Raw genomic sequence first — 15,957 nt, forward strand, 5'->3', positions numbered from 1 at the left:
GCGGCGGCCTAGTCGACGAACTCGTCCTGGACGCTCGACTGGCTGAAGTACGCGGCAAAGCGGACGCCGATCAGGCTCACGAGGATCCCACCGAGAATGAACACCGCGAGCCGCGGGCCTCGCTCCAGCGTGACGGCCTCGATCAGCACCGGGCCGATCGTCGCCGGTCCGATCTGGAACTGGCCGATGGCGCCGGCCCGTTCGAGGAAGTACTCGGAGAACCCTCGGACGACCAGTCCGACGGCGATCGTCCCGAACGGGAGATTGACGTACGCCGAGCGGATGGAGTCGCGCTGCATGAGTTCGTCGATGAGCCGGCCGGTTGCGGCCGCGAGTGCCGCCGCCGTGAACCACGGCACGCCGTCGAACGCGAAGCGCATGGCGTGGATGAACGCGCTCTGGTCGCCGGTCGACCGCACGCCCAGCGCACCCACGAAGACGCCGACCAGCGCCAGGCCGGCGGCGACCACGTAGGTGACCAGCGACACGCGCCCGGAGTACAGCGCCGCCTGGATCTCGCCGGGGAGCCGCGAGAGATACTCGTCGATCCCTAGCCCCTTGTAGATGAGGAACGCGCCGACGGCGGCCGCGATGGCCCCGACGGCGAAGGTGGGCGACGTGACCAACAAGAGCAAGGGGAGCGCGATCAGTGCGATCCCCAGCGGGACGAGGACGGTCTTTCGCAGTTCCTCGTCGGCGAGGAACTGCTTGAGCAGGTAGTACGTCGATTCGATGTCGCGGGCCTGCCGGACGACCACGCGGTCGACCGCGTCGACGCGCAGGCGACTCTCGATGATCGGGACCAGCCGCTCGTCCTCCGCGCTGTCGACGACGACGACCGCGGAGTCGGGATCGTGGACCTCGACCAGCTCGTCGACCTGTCTGGCGACGCTCCGGTCGGCGCTGACGCCGTCGCCGCGGTCGCCGACCACCGTCACGATGGCGTCGTCGCCGTCGGCTTCGAGGTCGTTGGTCACCCGCAGCCCTTCCAGCATCGTGTTGACGCGGCTGTCTTCCGGGTCCGCGAGGCCGACCTCGGTCACGAGTGCCTCGACGGCGTCGTAGCCCGCGACCGGGAGCGATGTGTCTGGCGGAAACGTCCCCCCGCGGTCGATACAGACCACCAGCGTCGTCACGTACGTCTGGTCACGTCGCCCGGATAAAAATCCTCGCCAGGGCGACGGCCTACCGACGGAACGAGAGCCCGTCGAGATCGCCGTCGAACGCGCTCGCGACACCGGCCCCGAGCGCGAAGGCGGCCGTCTGAGCACCGGTCTGGAGCCTGCCGGCCAGCCCGCGGGACGGCTCGAACGCCTCGACGGTGACCGGCTCGCCCAGTTGCTCCTCTAGCTTCGCCTCGACGTCCCGCCGCGTCCCGATCTCGTCGACCAGCCCCAGCTCGTGGGCCTCGCTGCCGAGGAAGATCCGGGCCTCGGTGTCGCGGATCTCGGCGGCGTCCAGTTCCCGCCCCTCGGCGACGGTGTCGACGAACTGCTCGTAGTAGTCGTCGACGATCGACTGGAGATACTCGCGTTCCTCCTGCTCGAACTCCTTGAGTGGGGTCCCGGCGTCTTTGAACGTGCCCGCGGTGAACTGTTCGTAGGAGAGTCCGACCCGGTCTGCGAGCTCCTTGGCGTTGACTCGCGAGCCGATGACGCCGATCGAGCCGACGATGCTCCCCTCGCGCGCCCAGAGCTCGTCACAGCCGGCGGCGATGTCGTACCCGCCGGAGGCACACACGTCCGTCGCGTAGCCGACGGTGGGGCCGTCGAAGCGCTCGGCGGCCAGCCGGATGTCCTCGCTGGGAACGATCTCGCCGCCGGGCGTGTTCAGCTCGACGAGCAGCGCGTCGACCGCGCTGTCGTCGTCGGCGCGCTCGATCTGTTCGACGATGTCCTCGGCACGCGCACCGACCGGCGGACTGGCAAGCGAGCCGCCGCCGTCGCGACTGATCGGCCCCTCGACAGCAACCTCGGCGACGTTGTAGCCGGGCAGGATCGAACCGGCGAGCGAGCCACCGAGCTTGACGCCAGCCACGACCGCGACGACGACGAACACCACACCGAGGAGATCGGCGAGGCTCCCCGGCAGGACGTAGAACGCGAGCCAGCCGACGACCCCCACTACGACCGTGACAGCGGCGACGAGCGACAGTCGCCCGACCGTGCGTGTCGTCGACATGGTCACTGGAACATCCCGAGCGGCTTCGCGCTCGTGGACTCGTCGTTTGCCTGCTGCATCTGTGCAGCCAGGTCCGCCTTCGCCTCGCTGATCTCCTCGGCGTGCTCGACCAGTGCCTCAGTGTCGATGTCGATTCCCGCGAGGGGCTGGACGCCATCTTCCAGGACGACGCGGGCCGCCGCCGGATCCGGGAACTGCTTGTCGGCATCGACGACGAGCCCGACGCTGTCGAGGCCCTGACGCTGTGCGGCGTAGAGCAGGGCACCGGTCGGGCCGGTGACCGCGCCGTCGATCGTCGGCGCGCCGATGTCGGCCGCAGAGAGCAGCGCCTTCCCGTCACCGGTCCCGACACCGTACATCGACGCCGTCCCCTCGCGCTTGGCCGGCATCCCGCTGAGGTAGATCGGCGTCACGTCGTTGTCGGCCAGCCAGCCCGTCAAGCAGGTAGCGAACTCGTCGGCGGTGCTCGGCGAGACCGGCGCGTCGCTCTGGAGGACGAGCAGATCCCGCTCCGCGTCGGCGTAGAGCCTGACCGGCGGCTTGAGCTGCTGGTCGCCCTGTCGGTAGACGGCGATCTCCGGGAGCCCGTCGCAGTGGATCGAGGCGTACTCGGTCATCTCGAAGGTCTCGACCAGGTGATCGGCCGCGATCTTGCCGACCAGCCCGACCCCCGGAAGCCCCTCGACGAGCGTCGGCGATTCCAGCGCGAGGTCGTCACGGTGGACTGCAATGTGTGCCATACCCGAATACAGCGCGTCCGTGGAGTTAACAGTCGGGGGCGGCCGTCGACTCGGCGATCGCCTCGGCCGCCCAGAGCGACCCACTCCGAAACAGACAAGCGTGCGACCGCTATACGCACCGCCAATGGACGTTCTGGAGCGGTACGAACCGCTGATCGATGATTTTTCGGCGTTCCGCGACGCCTGCGCGCGCCCGCTCCCGCCGGTCGTTCGAGTCAACACGCTCAAGACGACCGTCGACCGGGCCATCCGGGCGCTGCGAGACGAGGGCATCACCGTCGAACGGACCGACTGGCACGAGGGGCTCCTGGAACTGCCCGACGATCAGCCGGGGGCGAACTGGCCGTACTTCCACGGCTGGATCTACGGACAGGAAGAAGTCTCGGCCGTGCCCGTCCGCGTCCTCGGTCCAGAGCCCGGCGAGCGGATCTGGGACGCCTGTGCCGCGCCGGGGAGCAAGACCTCACAGATCGCGGCCCGACAGGGCGACGACGGCGTCGTCGTGGCGACCGACTCCAACCTCGGCCGCCTCTCGGCGCTGCGGACCAACACCGAACAGCTGGGCATCACCAGCGTCGCCGTCACCCACGAGGACGCCCGCAACCACTCGCTGAAGCCGTTCGGGGACGACGACAGTGCCGAGTACGACCGCGCGCTCGTGGACGTGCCCTGTTCGTGCGAGGGGACGGTCCGCAAGAACCCGGACACGCTCGACGAGTGGACCCTCGAACACGTCGAGGGCATCGCCGGTGTCCAGAAGGGCGTGCTCCGGCGCGCGATCCAGACCACGAAGCCCGGCGGGACGGTCGTCTACTCGACGTGTACGTTCGCGCCCGAGGAGAACGAGGCGGTGCTCGACTACGCGCTCGAAACGGAGGCGTGCCGACTCGTCCCCTTCGAGATCCCGCTGGCCTCGACGGGCGGCGTCACGGAGTGGCAGGGCGAATCCTACGACGACAGCGTCCGGCAGGCCCACCGGATCTACCCCCACCACAACGACACCGGCGGGTTCTTCTGCGCGAAACTGGAGGTCACAGCATGACCCACGGCGACGTGACCTTCGACCGGGTGCCGGCCGACGACGCGGCCCGCGAGGACCCCGACGCGCCGACGCGCGAGGAGATTCTGGACTACTGGCCCGACCGGTTCGCCATTCCCCGCGAGGTGTTCGAACCCTACACCTTCTGGGAGCGTGGCAACGGCAAGATCTGGCTGTTCCGCGGCGAGGCACCCGACACGGTCCCCATCCAGGGGCTCGGCATGACGTTCCTGCGCACTCGCCAGGAGTTCTGGAAGCCGACGACCGACGCCGTCCAGCGCTTTGGCGGCCACGCGAGCGAGAACGTCCTCCACCTCGACCGGGACGCCGCCCGCGCCTTCGTCGCGGGCGAGGACCAGGAGATCGAGTGGGACGGCGACTGGGGCTATCTCATCGTCACCCACGACATCGCCGGGGCGACCGAACCCCTCGGCGTCGGCCTGTACACCTACGGCGAACTCAAGACACAGGTCGCCAAGGGTCGCCAGCGAGAGCTGTAACGGACGGTTTACTGGGGTCGTCGCTCGACTGCTGCACACCACAATCCACCAGATGACCGAGATGGATTCATGTTAGAAGCTGTTTCGGGCTAGTATTAAGTAGGTGGGGCCACATGGTTGAACTGACGCGTCAGCGTCCGTAATCAGAGCATCACCCCGTCCAAAGAGAGATGCCCTGATTACGCCGAAAACCGAGCAATGAAACTCACTCGGGCTGCGTTGGCAGCGAGCTAACGTATGTGTCGGTCCGATTTAGGGGTTTGGTTGCTCCAGCGAGAGGCTTCACTATGAACCGACCAAGCACACGACCCGACATCCGGCCGACGTTGAACTGGATCGAACGATCACACATCCGTGACGAGAAGGCGGACGTGAAGACAGACGAAGACAGGCAAAACAACTAAATCGATTTCTCCTCTCTCCAAACATGCCCGTAGTACAGTCGAATTTTCAGTCGGACGCTGGTGCCGTTGAAGCATGTTCGAAGCTGTTGCGGGCACTGCTGTTTCAGCTGGACCCTTTTGGGTTCATATTCATCATCACCACGATTACATTTATATAGAATCGTTCGGTTGTGAGTATCACAATGACACAAAATGACACGAAGTAGGGAGTACAACGGATGCGAGTGATCGCACATCTGCAAGCACGTGCCGATACGGCGTACGACGCGACGTATCACCACAAGCTTCGAGGGCGTCTCTGGGACGCTCTCGACGGGACGGCGTACGAGTCGCTGCACGACGAGAACCGTCCGAAGGGGTTCACGTACTCGAACCCGTTTCCGCCGGGAAACATGCGCGAGGGCGACGAGAAGACGTTGCTCGTCGCCTCGCCACACGAAGAGTTACTCGCCCACGTCGCGGCCGACCTCAAACTCGACCGCGAGCTGAACATCGGGGAGATGCCCTTCCACGTCGACGCGGTCAACGGGCTGGCGACCGACGTGGGCGAACCGGGCACGTCGGGGACGATCGAGACCGGAACGGGGGTCCTGGTCCGGATTCCGCCGTGGCGGTTCGAGGAGTACGGCATCGACACCGACCACGACGAGGCCGAGTTTTGGCGGCCGGAGCACACGATGGAGCCGTTCCGGAACCAGATCGAGAACAACCTCGACAAGAAACACGGACTGTTCTGTCAGGAGTACCAGCCCGGGCCGTCGGAGACCGACGGCGATCTGTTCGAGGGCGCGGATCTGATCAAGACGTTCTCGATTCCGGTGACGGTCACGCAGGGCCAGCGCGAGACGTGGGTGTTGAGCAAGTGGCGATTCGACTACACCGTCCGCGACGACCACCACCGCCGCCACCTGAATCTGGCGCTGGACACCGGGCTCGGCGAGCGCAACTCGCTGGGCTTCGGATTCGTCAACATCACCGAGAAGGACGGTCGCCAGCCCGGAACGGAGGACATCGATGCTTGATCCCGACGAGTTCTACGATGAGTATCCGCCCGAGAAGCTCGAAGACGAGCTCCCCGAGCGACCGATCTCGTCGCTGCGGGACATCCAGCACCTCTACGGGCGACTCTACACGCTGGCGACGGCCGGCGGCGGCGACTACGCGGCCTATCTGACGCCCGATCAGGCCAACGATCTGATCGGGACAGAGGAGAGCCTGATCGCCGTCTGCGTCGATCTGTCCGGAGAGCGGCCGACGCTCGACGCGGAGGAACCCGTCCGGGTGACCCAGTACACCGACGACCTGGTACAGCGGGTCGCTCACTGCAAGTACAACGCGGCGCGGGGGATCGACCACAGCGTCACGCACCGCTCCGGACGCAACAGCGATCCCGAGAAACTGGCCCGGTACGCCTGCGAGCGGCTGACGAAGTGGGCGACCGACGACGTGGTCCAGAGCATCGCAGACGATCACCCCGACGGCGACGTGATCCGCGGACTGGCGACCGTCGGCGAGGACGAGAACGCCCTCGACAGGATTCGAGAGGCCGTCCAGACCGAGCTCGGCGGTTCGACGACAGCGCTCCTCACCGTGCAGGTGCGCCGGGAGGAGGGCGGCGAGTACGAGTGGCCGGGACAGATTTCCGTGTTCGACGAAGCGATGCGTGCGCGGAAGCTCTCGAAGCTCGTCTCGAAGGGGCAGGCGACGAACTCTGCCGGCGAGGCGACGGATCTCGTCAGCGGCGAACGGACGCGAACCGTCGGCACCGCCGAGGATCCGCTCAACTACTTCCTGGGCAAGCAAATGGAGAAGTTCCCGGGGCTGGATCCCGACGAGGCCTGGCGGAGCCACCCCATCTCCGAGGACGGCGCGGTCACGCTGATGAACGCCGAGGAGTTCGTCGACGCCTGTTCCTACCGGACGTTCAACGCCGACGTGTATTACCTCCCGTACTTCCTCGGACGACCGACGCCCGAAGAGACGTACAAGCTGTACGCGGCACTCCACAGAGTCACACGGGACGACGACATGAATCCGGTTCAGGCGCTCTACGACGAGTTCGGCGACCACGAGGCGGCGCCCGAGGGGCGACTGCGCTTCTACGTCGCGGCGGTGATGAAACACCAGATGTCCCGATTCGACGTGTACGGCGAGACGCTGAACGGCCGGATCCACTACCCGACCGAGGTCGGGCAGCGACACGAGCAGGTGACCGGCAGCTGGGTCTTCGACGAGGACGACGCCAGGAACGGAGGTCGGACGCCGCCGATGCCCTCCCACGAAGAGTGGGCGCTCACTAATTACCAGCGGTTTCGAGAGATGGTCGCGTCGGGTGCCTATCTCTACGGCACCTTCCCGTTCACCGACGAGGACACCGACGCGACGGTCGACGACGAGCGAATCGACGTTCACGTCTCGATCCTTGCCGGCGATCCCGTCCCGCGGAACCAACTGGTCAGCGCCTACGTCGATCGATTGCTCGACCGTGACGGTGACGAAGTCCCCGAACTCCTGATCGCCTCCCAGTTCGCACAGCTGTGCGCGCTGGAAAACGCCGGCCTCGTGACGACGGACGCCGGCGAGACCGAACCGACGCTGATCGACGGCCCCGATTACGACACTATGGAACCAGAACACGCGCGAACCGACGGCGGCACTGCTGCCCTCGATCGCACCGAGAAACTCGAATCGTTCATCGAACAGACGGACGGACTGGACGACGCCGAACGGAAGGGAGCATTCCTGCTCGGCACGCTCGTCGGCCAGGTCGGCACCTACCAGCAGGGGTATCACGATCGATCGACGACCGTCATCGACCAGTACCCGATCAAGTCGATGACCAAGACGAAGATCAAGCGCATCACCCAAGAGGTGATCGACAAAGACGTAGTCTACTCCCGGGAGATGGCCAAGAAAGGGTCGGAGATCAATTCGACGATGTACAAGGAAGTTACGAACGCCATCGTCGAGACCATGGCCGAAAGCGATCCGTCGGACTGGGAGATCAGCACCGACGATCTGCGCTTCTACTACGCCCTGGGACTGACCTACGGAATGAACGACCGATCGACTAACGAGAACGACGCTGCCGACGACGAAACCTCAGAAACCAATGAGTGAACACTATCCCACCGTTTCGAACAGGTCCGAAATCGTCTTCGCGTACGACGCGGTCGACGCGAACCCCAACGGCAATCCGCTGAGCGGCGCGAACCGACCGCGTATCGACCCCCACACCGATCAGGCGATCGTCACCGACGTTCGCCTCAAGCGCTACCTCCGCGATCAGCTACAGGACGACGGTCACGGCGTCTACATTCGCAACGTCAAGGAAGACGACGGCGATCAGGCGACCCGCGAGGACCTCCTCGAAGACCGTCTCAAGGACATCGACCTCGACGACGTGGACGAAGCCGACATCGAAAACGCCGTCTTCGGTCAGTTCCTCGAAAACAGCGCCGACGTTCGCTACTTCGGCGCGACGATGAGCATCGATATGGACGATGAGAAGGTCGACCACCTCCCGGATCACTTCACCGGTCCCGTCCAGTTCTCGCCGGGCAAGTCGCTCCACCGAGTCATGGAAAACGAGGAGTACAACAGCCTCACAAGCGTCATCGCGACCGGCGACGACAAGGCACAGGGCGGGTTCGATCTCGACGACCACCGGATCCAGTACGCGTTCATCGGGTTCCACGGACTCGTCGACGAGCACGGGGCCGAAGGCACGCTCCTGACGGATGGGGACGTGCGGCGACTGGACACGCTGTGCTGGCGCGCGCTGAAGAACCAGACGATCAGCCGGAGCAAGGTCGGACAGGAGCCCCGGCTCTACCTCAGAGTCGAGTACGCCGACGAGAGCTTCCATCTCGGCGGGCTCGATCAGGACATCGATCTCGACAGTTCGGAATCCGCTCCCGTCGAGGAAATTCGCAACGTCCGAGACATCTGTGTCGACGTGTCGGCGCTGCTCGAACGGCTCGACGCGGCGTCCGACCGGATCGACACCGTCCACGTCGTCGCCAGCGACGTTCTCGAACTCTCCGTCGACGGTGAGACGGGCGGTCCGGAGTTCCTCTACGACGCCCTCGAATCGAGGGTCGGTAGCGAATCCGTCCGCGAGATCGACGTGTACGAGGACGCGAAGGCGACGATGCCGGAGGAGTGATCCGTGTCCGAGCACGCACCGACTGCGTCGGGGCTTCCCGACGGCGCTGAGACGTGCCTGTCGTTTACCGTTAGCGGCCCCTGGGGGCACTTCCGGCGCATCGAGGGTAACATCGTGAAACAGACCTATCGGGTCATTCCCCGGACCACCGTCGCCGGCCTGATCGCCGCGATGCTGGGGATCGAACGCGACGGCTACTACGACCTGTTCGCGCCGGGCGAGTCGCTCGTCGCCATCGAACCGACGAGCGAACTGCGGACGATGAAGCTCCCGATGAACACGCTCTCGACGGCCGACGAGCATATGGCGTCGCTGAACCCGCGCGGGAAGCTCTCGATCAAGCTTCCAGATCCGTCCAAGCCCCGCCAGCAGCACAACTACGAGGTCCTGGTGGAGCCGGCCTATCGAATCGACGTGTGGCTCGCCGACGACGAGCGGTACGACCGGCTCCGCTCGCTACTCGAATCGGGAGAGTCGTACTACGTCCCGAGTCTCGGTCTCTCGGAGCACCTCGCGACGATCGACTACCACGGCGAGTTTCCGGTCGAGCACGGACCGGACGGTGAGACGGTCGCGATCGACTCGACCGTCCCCGAGGCGGTCGACTCGATCGTCCCCGATCCGGAGACGCGGTACCAGATCGAGCAGACACCGGCGTTCATGGAACGTGACGACGGCGGGCGCACGACCAGTGCGTTCGTCTCCTACGCCTACAATCCGGATGGTGGCTCGCTGAGAGTCGCTGACGTGTCGACGTACTCGGTCGACGACCGAGCCGTGGTGTTCACCTGATGGGGACCGAGCCGATCTCTCATCCGGCCACAGACGGCGACGAGGCGACGCGACTCCTCGACCACCTCGACGACGTGGCCGGACGGGCCGAATCTGTCGTCTCGGCGGACGCAACGACGATCGGCGGTGATCCCCTCCCCGAGATGACGGCAGTCGTCGCACGGTGTCACGACTTCGGGAAGGCGACGACGTGGTTCCAGGCGTACGTGGTCGGCGAGCGCGACGCCAGTGACCGGACGAACCACTCCCTGCTGGGTGCCTATCTCGGGTACTACGTCCTCGACCGGCTGGGATACGACAGCGAGGACTGTCTCGCGGCCCTCGTCGCCCTCGCGAAACACCACGGCCAGCTCCCCGATGTCGAGGAGTACGTCGACGGCGTTTCGCGTTTCGAGAACACGAGCGAGGCGAGCAACGAGCGCCAACGGATACTGATCGAACAGGTCGGGAACGTCGACGACCACCGCCGGCAGTTCGCGCAGTCGTTCGTCGCGGACGCGACCGACGGTAACGGGTCGTGGGAGGAGTTCGCACAGAGCATCGAGGACGAGTCCCTGTTCGACACCGTCCACGAACACGTCTCTCTGTTCGGCTTCGGCAGCGACCGCTCGGCACCGTCCGAGGAGTTCTACGGGTTGCTCCTCCAGCTCTGGAGTGGACTGGTGTTTGCCGATAAAACGGTGGCTGCCGGTATCGAGAACGGCGATCTCGACGGCTCCGAACCGGATGCCCGTCTCCTCTCGGAGTACATCGCCGACCTGGGCGGTGACACAGACGAAGACGGTCAGGCCGCCGCGCTCGATACGCTCCGTGGCGAGGCGAGAGACGACGTACTCGGCGGTGTCGAACGGTTCCGCGACTCGGAGGTATCTATAGCTACGCTGACACTACCGACCGGCATGGGGAAGACGCTGACCGGCCTCAGTGCCGCTCTGGCGCTCCGCGACGAGGGCGAACGCGTCGTCTACGCACTGCCCTTTACCTCCGTCATCGACCAGGTGGCCGACGAGCTCGCGGACGTGTTCGACACCGACGCTCGCGACGACCTGTTGACGATCCACCACCACCTGGCAGAGACGGTGACGAAGCTCGGTGATCCGGACGAGGACCCCGACGAGTACGCCCGGCTCGCGGAGATGGTCGCCGAGAGCTGGCGCTCCGGGATGACGCTCACGACGTTCGTCCAGCTCTTCGAGAGCCTCGTCGGCCCGAGCAACACCCAGTCGATGAAACTACCCGCGCTGTACGATTCCGTGATCGTGCTGGACGAACCCCAAGCACTGCCGATGCAGTGGTGGAAGCTGGTCCGGCGGATCGCGACGATCCTCACCGAGGAGTACGACGCGACGATCGTCGCCATGACGGCGACCCAGCCGAGAGCGACCGACGAGGAGACGGCGTCGCAAGCCCTGTTCGACGATGCGTTCGAACTGGTCGACGACGTCGATCGATACTTCGGCCACTTCGAACGGGTCGAGTACGACGTTCACGACTCCGTGCTCGCGTTCGACGACACCGACGCGATCGTGGACTACGAGACCGCTGGCCGGACGATCCTCGACGAGACCGGCAGATCCGAGTCGACACTCGCGATCTGTAACACCATCGACAGTGCCACTGCGCTCACGGACGCGATCGAGGAACGCGAAGCGGTCGTCGACGTTGGCCGATGTCTCGAACTGGAGCTCGACGACGGGGCTGACGTGGACGCTCTCGTCGAACGAGTCGAGTCGACCCTCAGTTCGAACGAACGGGCGCTCGTCCACCTCTCGACTCGCCTGCGCCCGCGCGATCGACTCGCGCTCGTCGAGGCGACAAAGCGCCTCACCGAGCGCGACGTTCCGGTCCTGGCGGTGTCGACACAGCTCATCGAGGCCGGCGTCGACATCAGCTTCGATCGGGTGTACCGCGATATCGCACCGATCGACAGCGTCGTCCAGGCGGCGGGTCGGTGTAATCGGTCCTTCGAGAGCGACCTCGGAACGGTGACTGTCTGGTGGCTCGCACCACCGGCGGGCACGACAACGACACCGGCACAGGCAGTCTACGACTCCGAGGGCGTCAGTACGATCTCACTGACCGCCAGGACGCTCGACGCGATCGGTGCGGACGACGGAACCGTCGCCGAACAAACGATGACTCGCGATGCCGTCGAGCACTACTACGGGCTCGTCGCCGACCGTAACCCCGGTGACCCCGAGTACGTCAAGTGGGTCGACGAGGCCAACGCCGACGCGCTCGGGGGCCTCTCGCTGATCGGCCAGCGCGAGAGCGTGGACGTGGTCGTCTGCCGAACCGATGGCGATCGAGAACTGGCCGATGCAATGGTGGCGGCTCTCGACGAATTTGACTACGACGCGTTCGGCGACTACCGCGAAGCGGCCAAAGATATCACCGTCTCGCTCCCGATCTACAGTCGAGACTCGACCGAGGCCGAAACAGTTCGAAATCTCGAACCGCTCGGCGATGCCGATCTCCGTGTGCTCAGGCGAGCGCGAGGCACTTCCTACTTCGACGAGACGAAGGGCCTCGCCGTGGACGAACCCTGCGTCGACGATCGGTTCCTATGACGGACTCCTCTGGCGACCCCGTCGACCGGTTTCTCGCCGCCGCCAGAGACGAGAGCGCAGAACTTCCCTTTCGGCTCACGGGCGTCATGTTCCAGTACTACGTCGTCTGTGAGCGCGAGCTATGGTTTCTCAGCCGCGACGTGGAGATCGATCGCGACACACCGGCGATCGTCCGCGGGAGCGACGTGGACGACTCGGCGTACGCCGACAAGCGCCGCGACGTTCGCGTCGACGGCATCATCGCAATCGACGTGCTCGACAGCGGCGAGATTCTGGAGGTCAAACCCTCCTCGTCGATGACCGAACCGGCCCGGCTGCAGCTGTTGTTTTACCTCTGGTACCTCGATCGGGTCACCGGCGTCGAAAAGACCGGCGTGCTCGCACACCCCGCGGAAAAGCGCCGCGAGACCGTCGAGTTGACGCCGGAGACGAGCGCCGAAGTCGAATCTGCGATCGAGGGGATTCGCGCGGTCGTCACTGCCGAATCGCCGCCGCCGGCAGAGGAGAAGCCGGTCTGTGACTCGTGTGCCTATCACGACTTCTGCTGGAGCTGTTGATCATGAACGACAACTACCACGTCTTTTCCGACGGACGCATCGAACGCCACGACGACACGGTACGGGTCATCACCGACGACGGCGAGAAAAAATACCTCCCGGTCGAGAACGCCGAGGCGATCTTCCTCCACGGTCAGATCGAGTACAACACCCGCTTCGTCTCCTTTCTCAATCAGGAAGGCGTCGCCGTACACGTCTTCGGCTGGCACGATCACTACGCCGGGTCGATCATGCCCAAGCGGGGCCAAACGTCCGGACAGACACTCGTCGACCAGGTCCGGGCCTACGACGATCCGGCCCACCGGCTCGAACTGGCTCAGGCGTTCGTCGACGGCAGCATCCACAACATGCGTGCGAACGTCACGTACTACGACGGCCGAGGACACGACTTCGAGGACGTGCTGGCAGAGCTGACCGAAGCCCGGTCGTCACTCGACAGGATGGAGACGATCGACGAGACGATGGGCGTCGAAGCACGCGCCCGAAAGGCGTACTACTCGACCTTCGACGAGATCCTGCCCGACGAGTTCGTCTTCGGCGGCCGCCAGTACGATCCGCCGAACAACGAAGTCAACAGCCTCATCTCTTTCGGCAATTCGCTCGTCTACGCCAACGTCGTCTCGGCCATCCGAGCGACGGCACTCGATCCCACGGTCAGCTTCCTCCACGAGCCCGGCGAGCGTCGGTACTCGCTGGCCCTGGACATCGCCGACCTGTTCAAACCGTTGCTCGCGGATCGAGTCATCTTCAGACTCGTCAACCGCGGCCAGCTGACCAGCGACGATTTCGAGGCCGAGATGAACGCCTGCCTGCTGAACGAGCACGGCCGGAAGACCTACTCGAAGGCCTACGAAGAGACGCTCGACGAGACGATCGAGCACCCGGATCTGGGAAAGAAGGTGAGCTATCAGTATCTCCTCCGAGTCGAGGTGTACAAGCTCAAAAAACATCTCCTGACCGGCGAGGAGTACGTCCCGTTCCAACGGTGGTGGTGACGCGTGGTCTACGTGGTCGTCGTCTACGACATGGAAGCCGACCGGACACACAAGATGCTGAAGTTCCTCCGCCGGTATCTCACCCACGTCCAGAACTCCGTCCTCGAAGGAGACGTGACCGAGGGCGATCTCGAAAAGATCCGCTCCGGCGTCGACGACCTGCTCAAACCCGGAGAGTCGACGATCATCTACCAGATCTCCTCGGAGAAGCTGGTCGACCGAAGCGTGTTCGGTGACGATCCCGCCGCAGACGACCAGTTCCTGTGAACTACCCTACCCTACTCGCACACGGCTGACACCGTTCGCTCCTTGAGGGTAGGGCTTCCTGATTCGACGACGCGCTTTGCAGATATATGTGTATCCACAGGGAGCGCAGTCTCCACAGGCGTTGATTCGAAGTATCCCACTCCTACGTTTTCGAGGCCGCGAGAAAGAATGTTCCACGCTGCGTTCGCGTCCCTGTCCGCCTCGAACCCGCAGGCGGGACAGGAGTGTTCACGGACCCACAACGGCTTCTCCGTCGAGACGCCACATGACGCGCATTTCTTGGTCGTCCCTCTCGGGTTGACCGCCACGAAGTGCGTCCCTTCGCGCTCACACTTGTATTCGAGCAACGAGAGGAACGTCCGCCACGCGGCGGAGGCGGTGTTGCGGCTGTTCGACGGCGACTCCATCATCCCCTTCACATTCAGGTCCTCGACCGCCACAAGGTCGTACTCCCGAGCGTAGTAGTTCGACAACTTATGCAGGAAGTCGCGGCGCTTCCGTCGGAGGTCGGCGTAATACTTCGCGACTCGCCGCCGTTGCTTCTCGTAGCTGTTCGACCCGTGTTGTTTTTGCGAGAGCTTCCGTTGCTCACGTTCCAAGCGTTCGCGTTCGTCGGTGAGGTCGAGCGACCCGACTGCTGTACCGTCGGTGTCGTGAGCGTACTTGCAAATCCCCACGTCGATACCGACGCACTTCTCGGGATTCTCAGGTGGCTCGGGAGGTTCACGATCCATTTCGACACCGAACGTGGCGAACCACTCGCCCGTCGGTTCCTTCTTGACTGTGACCTGCTTGAGCGTGGCGTCGTTGGGGATGGCGCGGTGAAGCCGAATCGGTATGTCCGCGAGTTTCGAGAGTGACAGGACAGTCTGACCGCCCTTCTTGTCGAGCTTGAAACCAGACTGACTGTACGTGAAACTGCGGAACTCCCGTGGCGGCTTCCACTTGAGTTGGCCAACGCCGTAGCCGTTCTTCTTGAGCTTGGAGAGGCCTTTGAGGTTGTCAAACAGGCGTTCCACGACGGTTTGGAGAACCTTCGAATACACGTCGTTGAGGTCGTCCCACCACTTTTTGAGGTCGGGGAGCTCCGACCGAAGCGTGGTCATGGACGGCAGTTCACCGTGTTCATCTTGGTACTCGTTGAGGCGGTAGAGCGTGTGGTTGTACAGCTGCCTACAAATATTGCGGTGTCGGTCCAACTCCTCTCGGTGGGCGTCGGACGGCTTGAGACGGTACTTGTAGGCGTAGTACATTCTACTCGCGTTGGTCCTCGACGTACTGTTTCAACACATCCAGCGACACCTGCCCCGTCGAGATGAGGCAGTACGAGTCGTTCCAGAACGAGTCACCCCACAGTTCGGTTTTCAGTTCGTCCGCGTACTCGTTGCGGATACGGCGGGCGGTTGCGCCCTTGACCGTGTTGATGAACTTCACAAGGTCCGTGGTTGGTTTCGCTCGGAACAGGATGTGCACGTGGTCGTCCTCGCCGTCGAGGTTCGTCAGTTCGACACCGTAGTTGTCCGTGAACCCGCTGATGACCTCGTGAATGAATTGGGTTCGCTCCTCGGTTAGCACTCCGCGCCGGTATTTCGTGGTGAGTATCAGGTGGTAGTGCAGGGAAAACGTCGAGTGCGCTCCCGAGTCGAGGTCGTACTCCATTAGGTTCAGTCAATATGATACTACCCTATTGCAAAAACATTGTGATTACGTGGGCCTGTGGGCTTTCTATCGAATTGTGTATGAG

Annotated in this window: 15 protein-coding genes; 10 read left to right on the plus strand and 5 right to left on the minus strand. The window is 64.1% G+C overall.

Annotated features, from left to right (window positions below; genetic code table 11):
• Nucleotides 1–8 precede the first annotated feature (8 nt).
• From HMUK_RS13685 to HMUK_RS13695, 3 genes are read right to left on the minus strand one after another with little or no spacing between them, the layout of a single operon-like run.
• Nucleotides 9–1,136, minus strand: coding sequence for a DUF373 family protein (locus HMUK_RS13685; RefSeq protein ID WP_015763774.1), 1,128 nt, complete (start codon nt 1,134–1,136; stop codon nt 9–11).
• Nucleotides 1,137–1,185: 49 nt separating this feature from the next.
• Nucleotides 1,186–2,181, minus strand: a complete 996-nt coding sequence (gene sppA, locus HMUK_RS13690) for a signal peptide peptidase SppA (protein WP_015763775.1) — start codon at nt 2,179–2,181, stop codon at nt 1,186–1,188.
• A 2-nt stretch (nt 2,182–2,183) separates the two neighbouring features.
• Nucleotides 2,184–2,921 carry a proteasome assembly chaperone family protein gene (locus HMUK_RS13695; protein WP_015763776.1) on the minus strand — a complete coding sequence of 246 codons (738 nt, stop codon included), beginning with the start codon at nt 2,919–2,921 and terminating at the stop codon, nt 2,184–2,186.
• A 124-nt stretch (nt 2,922–3,045) separates the two neighbouring features.
• Between HMUK_RS13695 and HMUK_RS13700 the strand changes: the two genes are divergently transcribed.
• From HMUK_RS13700 to cas2, 10 genes are all read left to right on the plus strand, one after another.
• On the plus strand, nt 3,046–3,963 hold the full coding sequence (locus tag HMUK_RS13700) for an RsmB/NOP family class I SAM-dependent RNA methyltransferase (RefSeq protein WP_015763777.1): 918 nt from the start codon (nt 3,046–3,048) through the stop codon (nt 3,961–3,963).
• Complete coding sequence (locus HMUK_RS13705; protein WP_015763778.1) at nt 3,960–4,460, plus strand: DUF7122 family protein; 501 nt, start codon at nt 3,960–3,962, stop codon at nt 4,458–4,460. Before HMUK_RS13700 ends, HMUK_RS13705 begins: the two co-directional genes overlap by 4 nt.
• A gap of 622 nt (nt 4,461–5,082) precedes the next feature.
• Entirely contained in the window at nt 5,083–5,886 is an 804-nt protein-coding gene (gene cas6 / locus HMUK_RS13710; RefSeq protein WP_015763779.1) for a CRISPR-associated endoribonuclease Cas6, read from the plus strand.
• Complete coding sequence (cas8b, locus tag HMUK_RS13715; protein WP_015763780.1) at nt 5,879–7,984, plus strand: type I-B CRISPR-associated protein Cas8b/Csh1; 2,106 nt, start codon at nt 5,879–5,881, stop codon at nt 7,982–7,984. The genes cas6 and cas8b overlap by 8 nt, the downstream gene beginning before the upstream one ends.
• A complete protein-coding gene (cas7b, locus tag HMUK_RS13720) occupies nt 7,977–9,032 on the plus strand; it encodes a type I-B CRISPR-associated protein Cas7/Csh2 (RefSeq protein WP_015763781.1) in 1,056 nt (351 codons plus the stop codon). Before cas8b ends, cas7b begins: the two co-directional genes overlap by 8 nt.
• A gap of 3 nt (nt 9,033–9,035) precedes the next feature.
• Nucleotides 9,036–9,824, plus strand: coding sequence for a type I-B CRISPR-associated protein Cas5b (gene cas5b, locus HMUK_RS13725; protein ID WP_015763782.1), 789 nt, complete (start codon nt 9,036–9,038; stop codon nt 9,822–9,824).
• Entirely contained in the window at nt 9,824–12,394 is a 2,571-nt protein-coding gene (locus HMUK_RS13730) for a CRISPR-associated endonuclease Cas3'' (RefSeq protein ID WP_015763783.1), read from the plus strand. The genes cas5b and HMUK_RS13730 overlap by 1 nt, the downstream gene beginning before the upstream one ends.
• The gene (locus HMUK_RS13735) at nt 12,391–12,951 is read left to right on the plus strand and encodes a CRISPR-associated protein Cas4 (protein ID WP_015763784.1); all 561 of its coding nucleotides are present in this window, start codon (nt 12,391–12,393) and stop codon (nt 12,949–12,951) included. Before HMUK_RS13730 ends, HMUK_RS13735 begins: the two co-directional genes overlap by 4 nt.
• A 2-nt stretch (nt 12,952–12,953) precedes the next feature.
• Nucleotides 12,954–13,946 (plus strand): type I-B CRISPR-associated endonuclease Cas1b, encoded by a 993-nt coding sequence (cas1b, locus tag HMUK_RS13740; RefSeq protein ID WP_015763785.1) that lies wholly within the window; start codon nt 12,954–12,956, stop codon nt 13,944–13,946.
• A 3-nt stretch (nt 13,947–13,949) separates the two neighbouring features.
• Complete coding sequence (cas2, locus tag HMUK_RS13745) at nt 13,950–14,213, plus strand: CRISPR-associated endonuclease Cas2 (RefSeq protein WP_015763786.1); 264 nt, start codon at nt 13,950–13,952, stop codon at nt 14,211–14,213.
• 11 nt (nt 14,214–14,224) lie between these two features.
• Here the strand turns inward: cas2 and HMUK_RS13750 are convergent, their stop codons facing one another.
• Nucleotides 14,225–15,466 (minus strand): RNA-guided endonuclease InsQ/TnpB family protein, encoded by a 1,242-nt coding sequence (locus HMUK_RS13750; protein WP_015763787.1) that lies wholly within the window; start codon nt 15,464–15,466, stop codon nt 14,225–14,227.
• 1 nt (nt 15,467) lies between these two features.
• Complete coding sequence (tnpA, locus tag HMUK_RS13755) at nt 15,468–15,872, minus strand: IS200/IS605-like element ISHmu6 family transposase (protein ID WP_015763788.1); 405 nt, start codon at nt 15,870–15,872, stop codon at nt 15,468–15,470.
• Between the last annotated feature and the right edge of the window lie 85 nt (nt 15,873–15,957).

Origin of the sequence: Halomicrobium mukohataei DSM 12286 (assembly GCF_000023965.1) — an archaeon.
GTDB classification, from domain to species: Archaea; Halobacteriota; Halobacteria; order Halobacteriales; family Haloarculaceae; genus Halomicrobium; species Halomicrobium mukohataei.

Coding starts and splice junctions, on each gene's coding strand:
- tnpA (WP_015763788.1), bottom strand. CDS start 15,872: ATGGAGTACGACCTCGACTCGGGAGCGCACTCGACGTTTTCCCTGCAC.
- cas1b (WP_015763785.1), top strand. CDS start 12,954: ATGAACGACAACTACCACGTCTTTTCCGACGGACGCATCGAACGCCAC.
- HMUK_RS13750 (WP_015763787.1), bottom strand. CDS start 15,466: ATGTACTACGCCTACAAGTACCGTCTCAAGCCGTCCGACGCCCACCGA.
- HMUK_RS13695 (WP_015763776.1), bottom strand. CDS start 2,921: ATGGCACACATTGCAGTCCACCGTGACGACCTCGCGCTGGAATCGCCG.
- sppA (WP_015763775.1), bottom strand. CDS start 2,181: ATGTCGACGACACGCACGGTCGGGCGACTGTCGCTCGTCGCCGCTGTC.
- HMUK_RS13730 (WP_015763783.1), top strand. CDS start 9,824: ATGGGGACCGAGCCGATCTCTCATCCGGCCACAGACGGCGACGAGGCG.
- cas6 (WP_015763779.1), top strand. CDS start 5,083: ATGCGAGTGATCGCACATCTGCAAGCACGTGCCGATACGGCGTACGAC.
- HMUK_RS13735 (WP_015763784.1), top strand. CDS start 12,391: ATGACGGACTCCTCTGGCGACCCCGTCGACCGGTTTCTCGCCGCCGCC.
- HMUK_RS13700 (WP_015763777.1), top strand. CDS start 3,046: ATGGACGTTCTGGAGCGGTACGAACCGCTGATCGATGATTTTTCGGCG.
- HMUK_RS13705 (WP_015763778.1), top strand. CDS start 3,960: ATGACCCACGGCGACGTGACCTTCGACCGGGTGCCGGCCGACGACGCG.
- cas7b (WP_015763781.1), top strand. CDS start 7,977: ATGAGTGAACACTATCCCACCGTTTCGAACAGGTCCGAAATCGTCTTC.
- cas8b (WP_015763780.1), top strand. CDS start 5,879: ATGCTTGATCCCGACGAGTTCTACGATGAGTATCCGCCCGAGAAGCTC.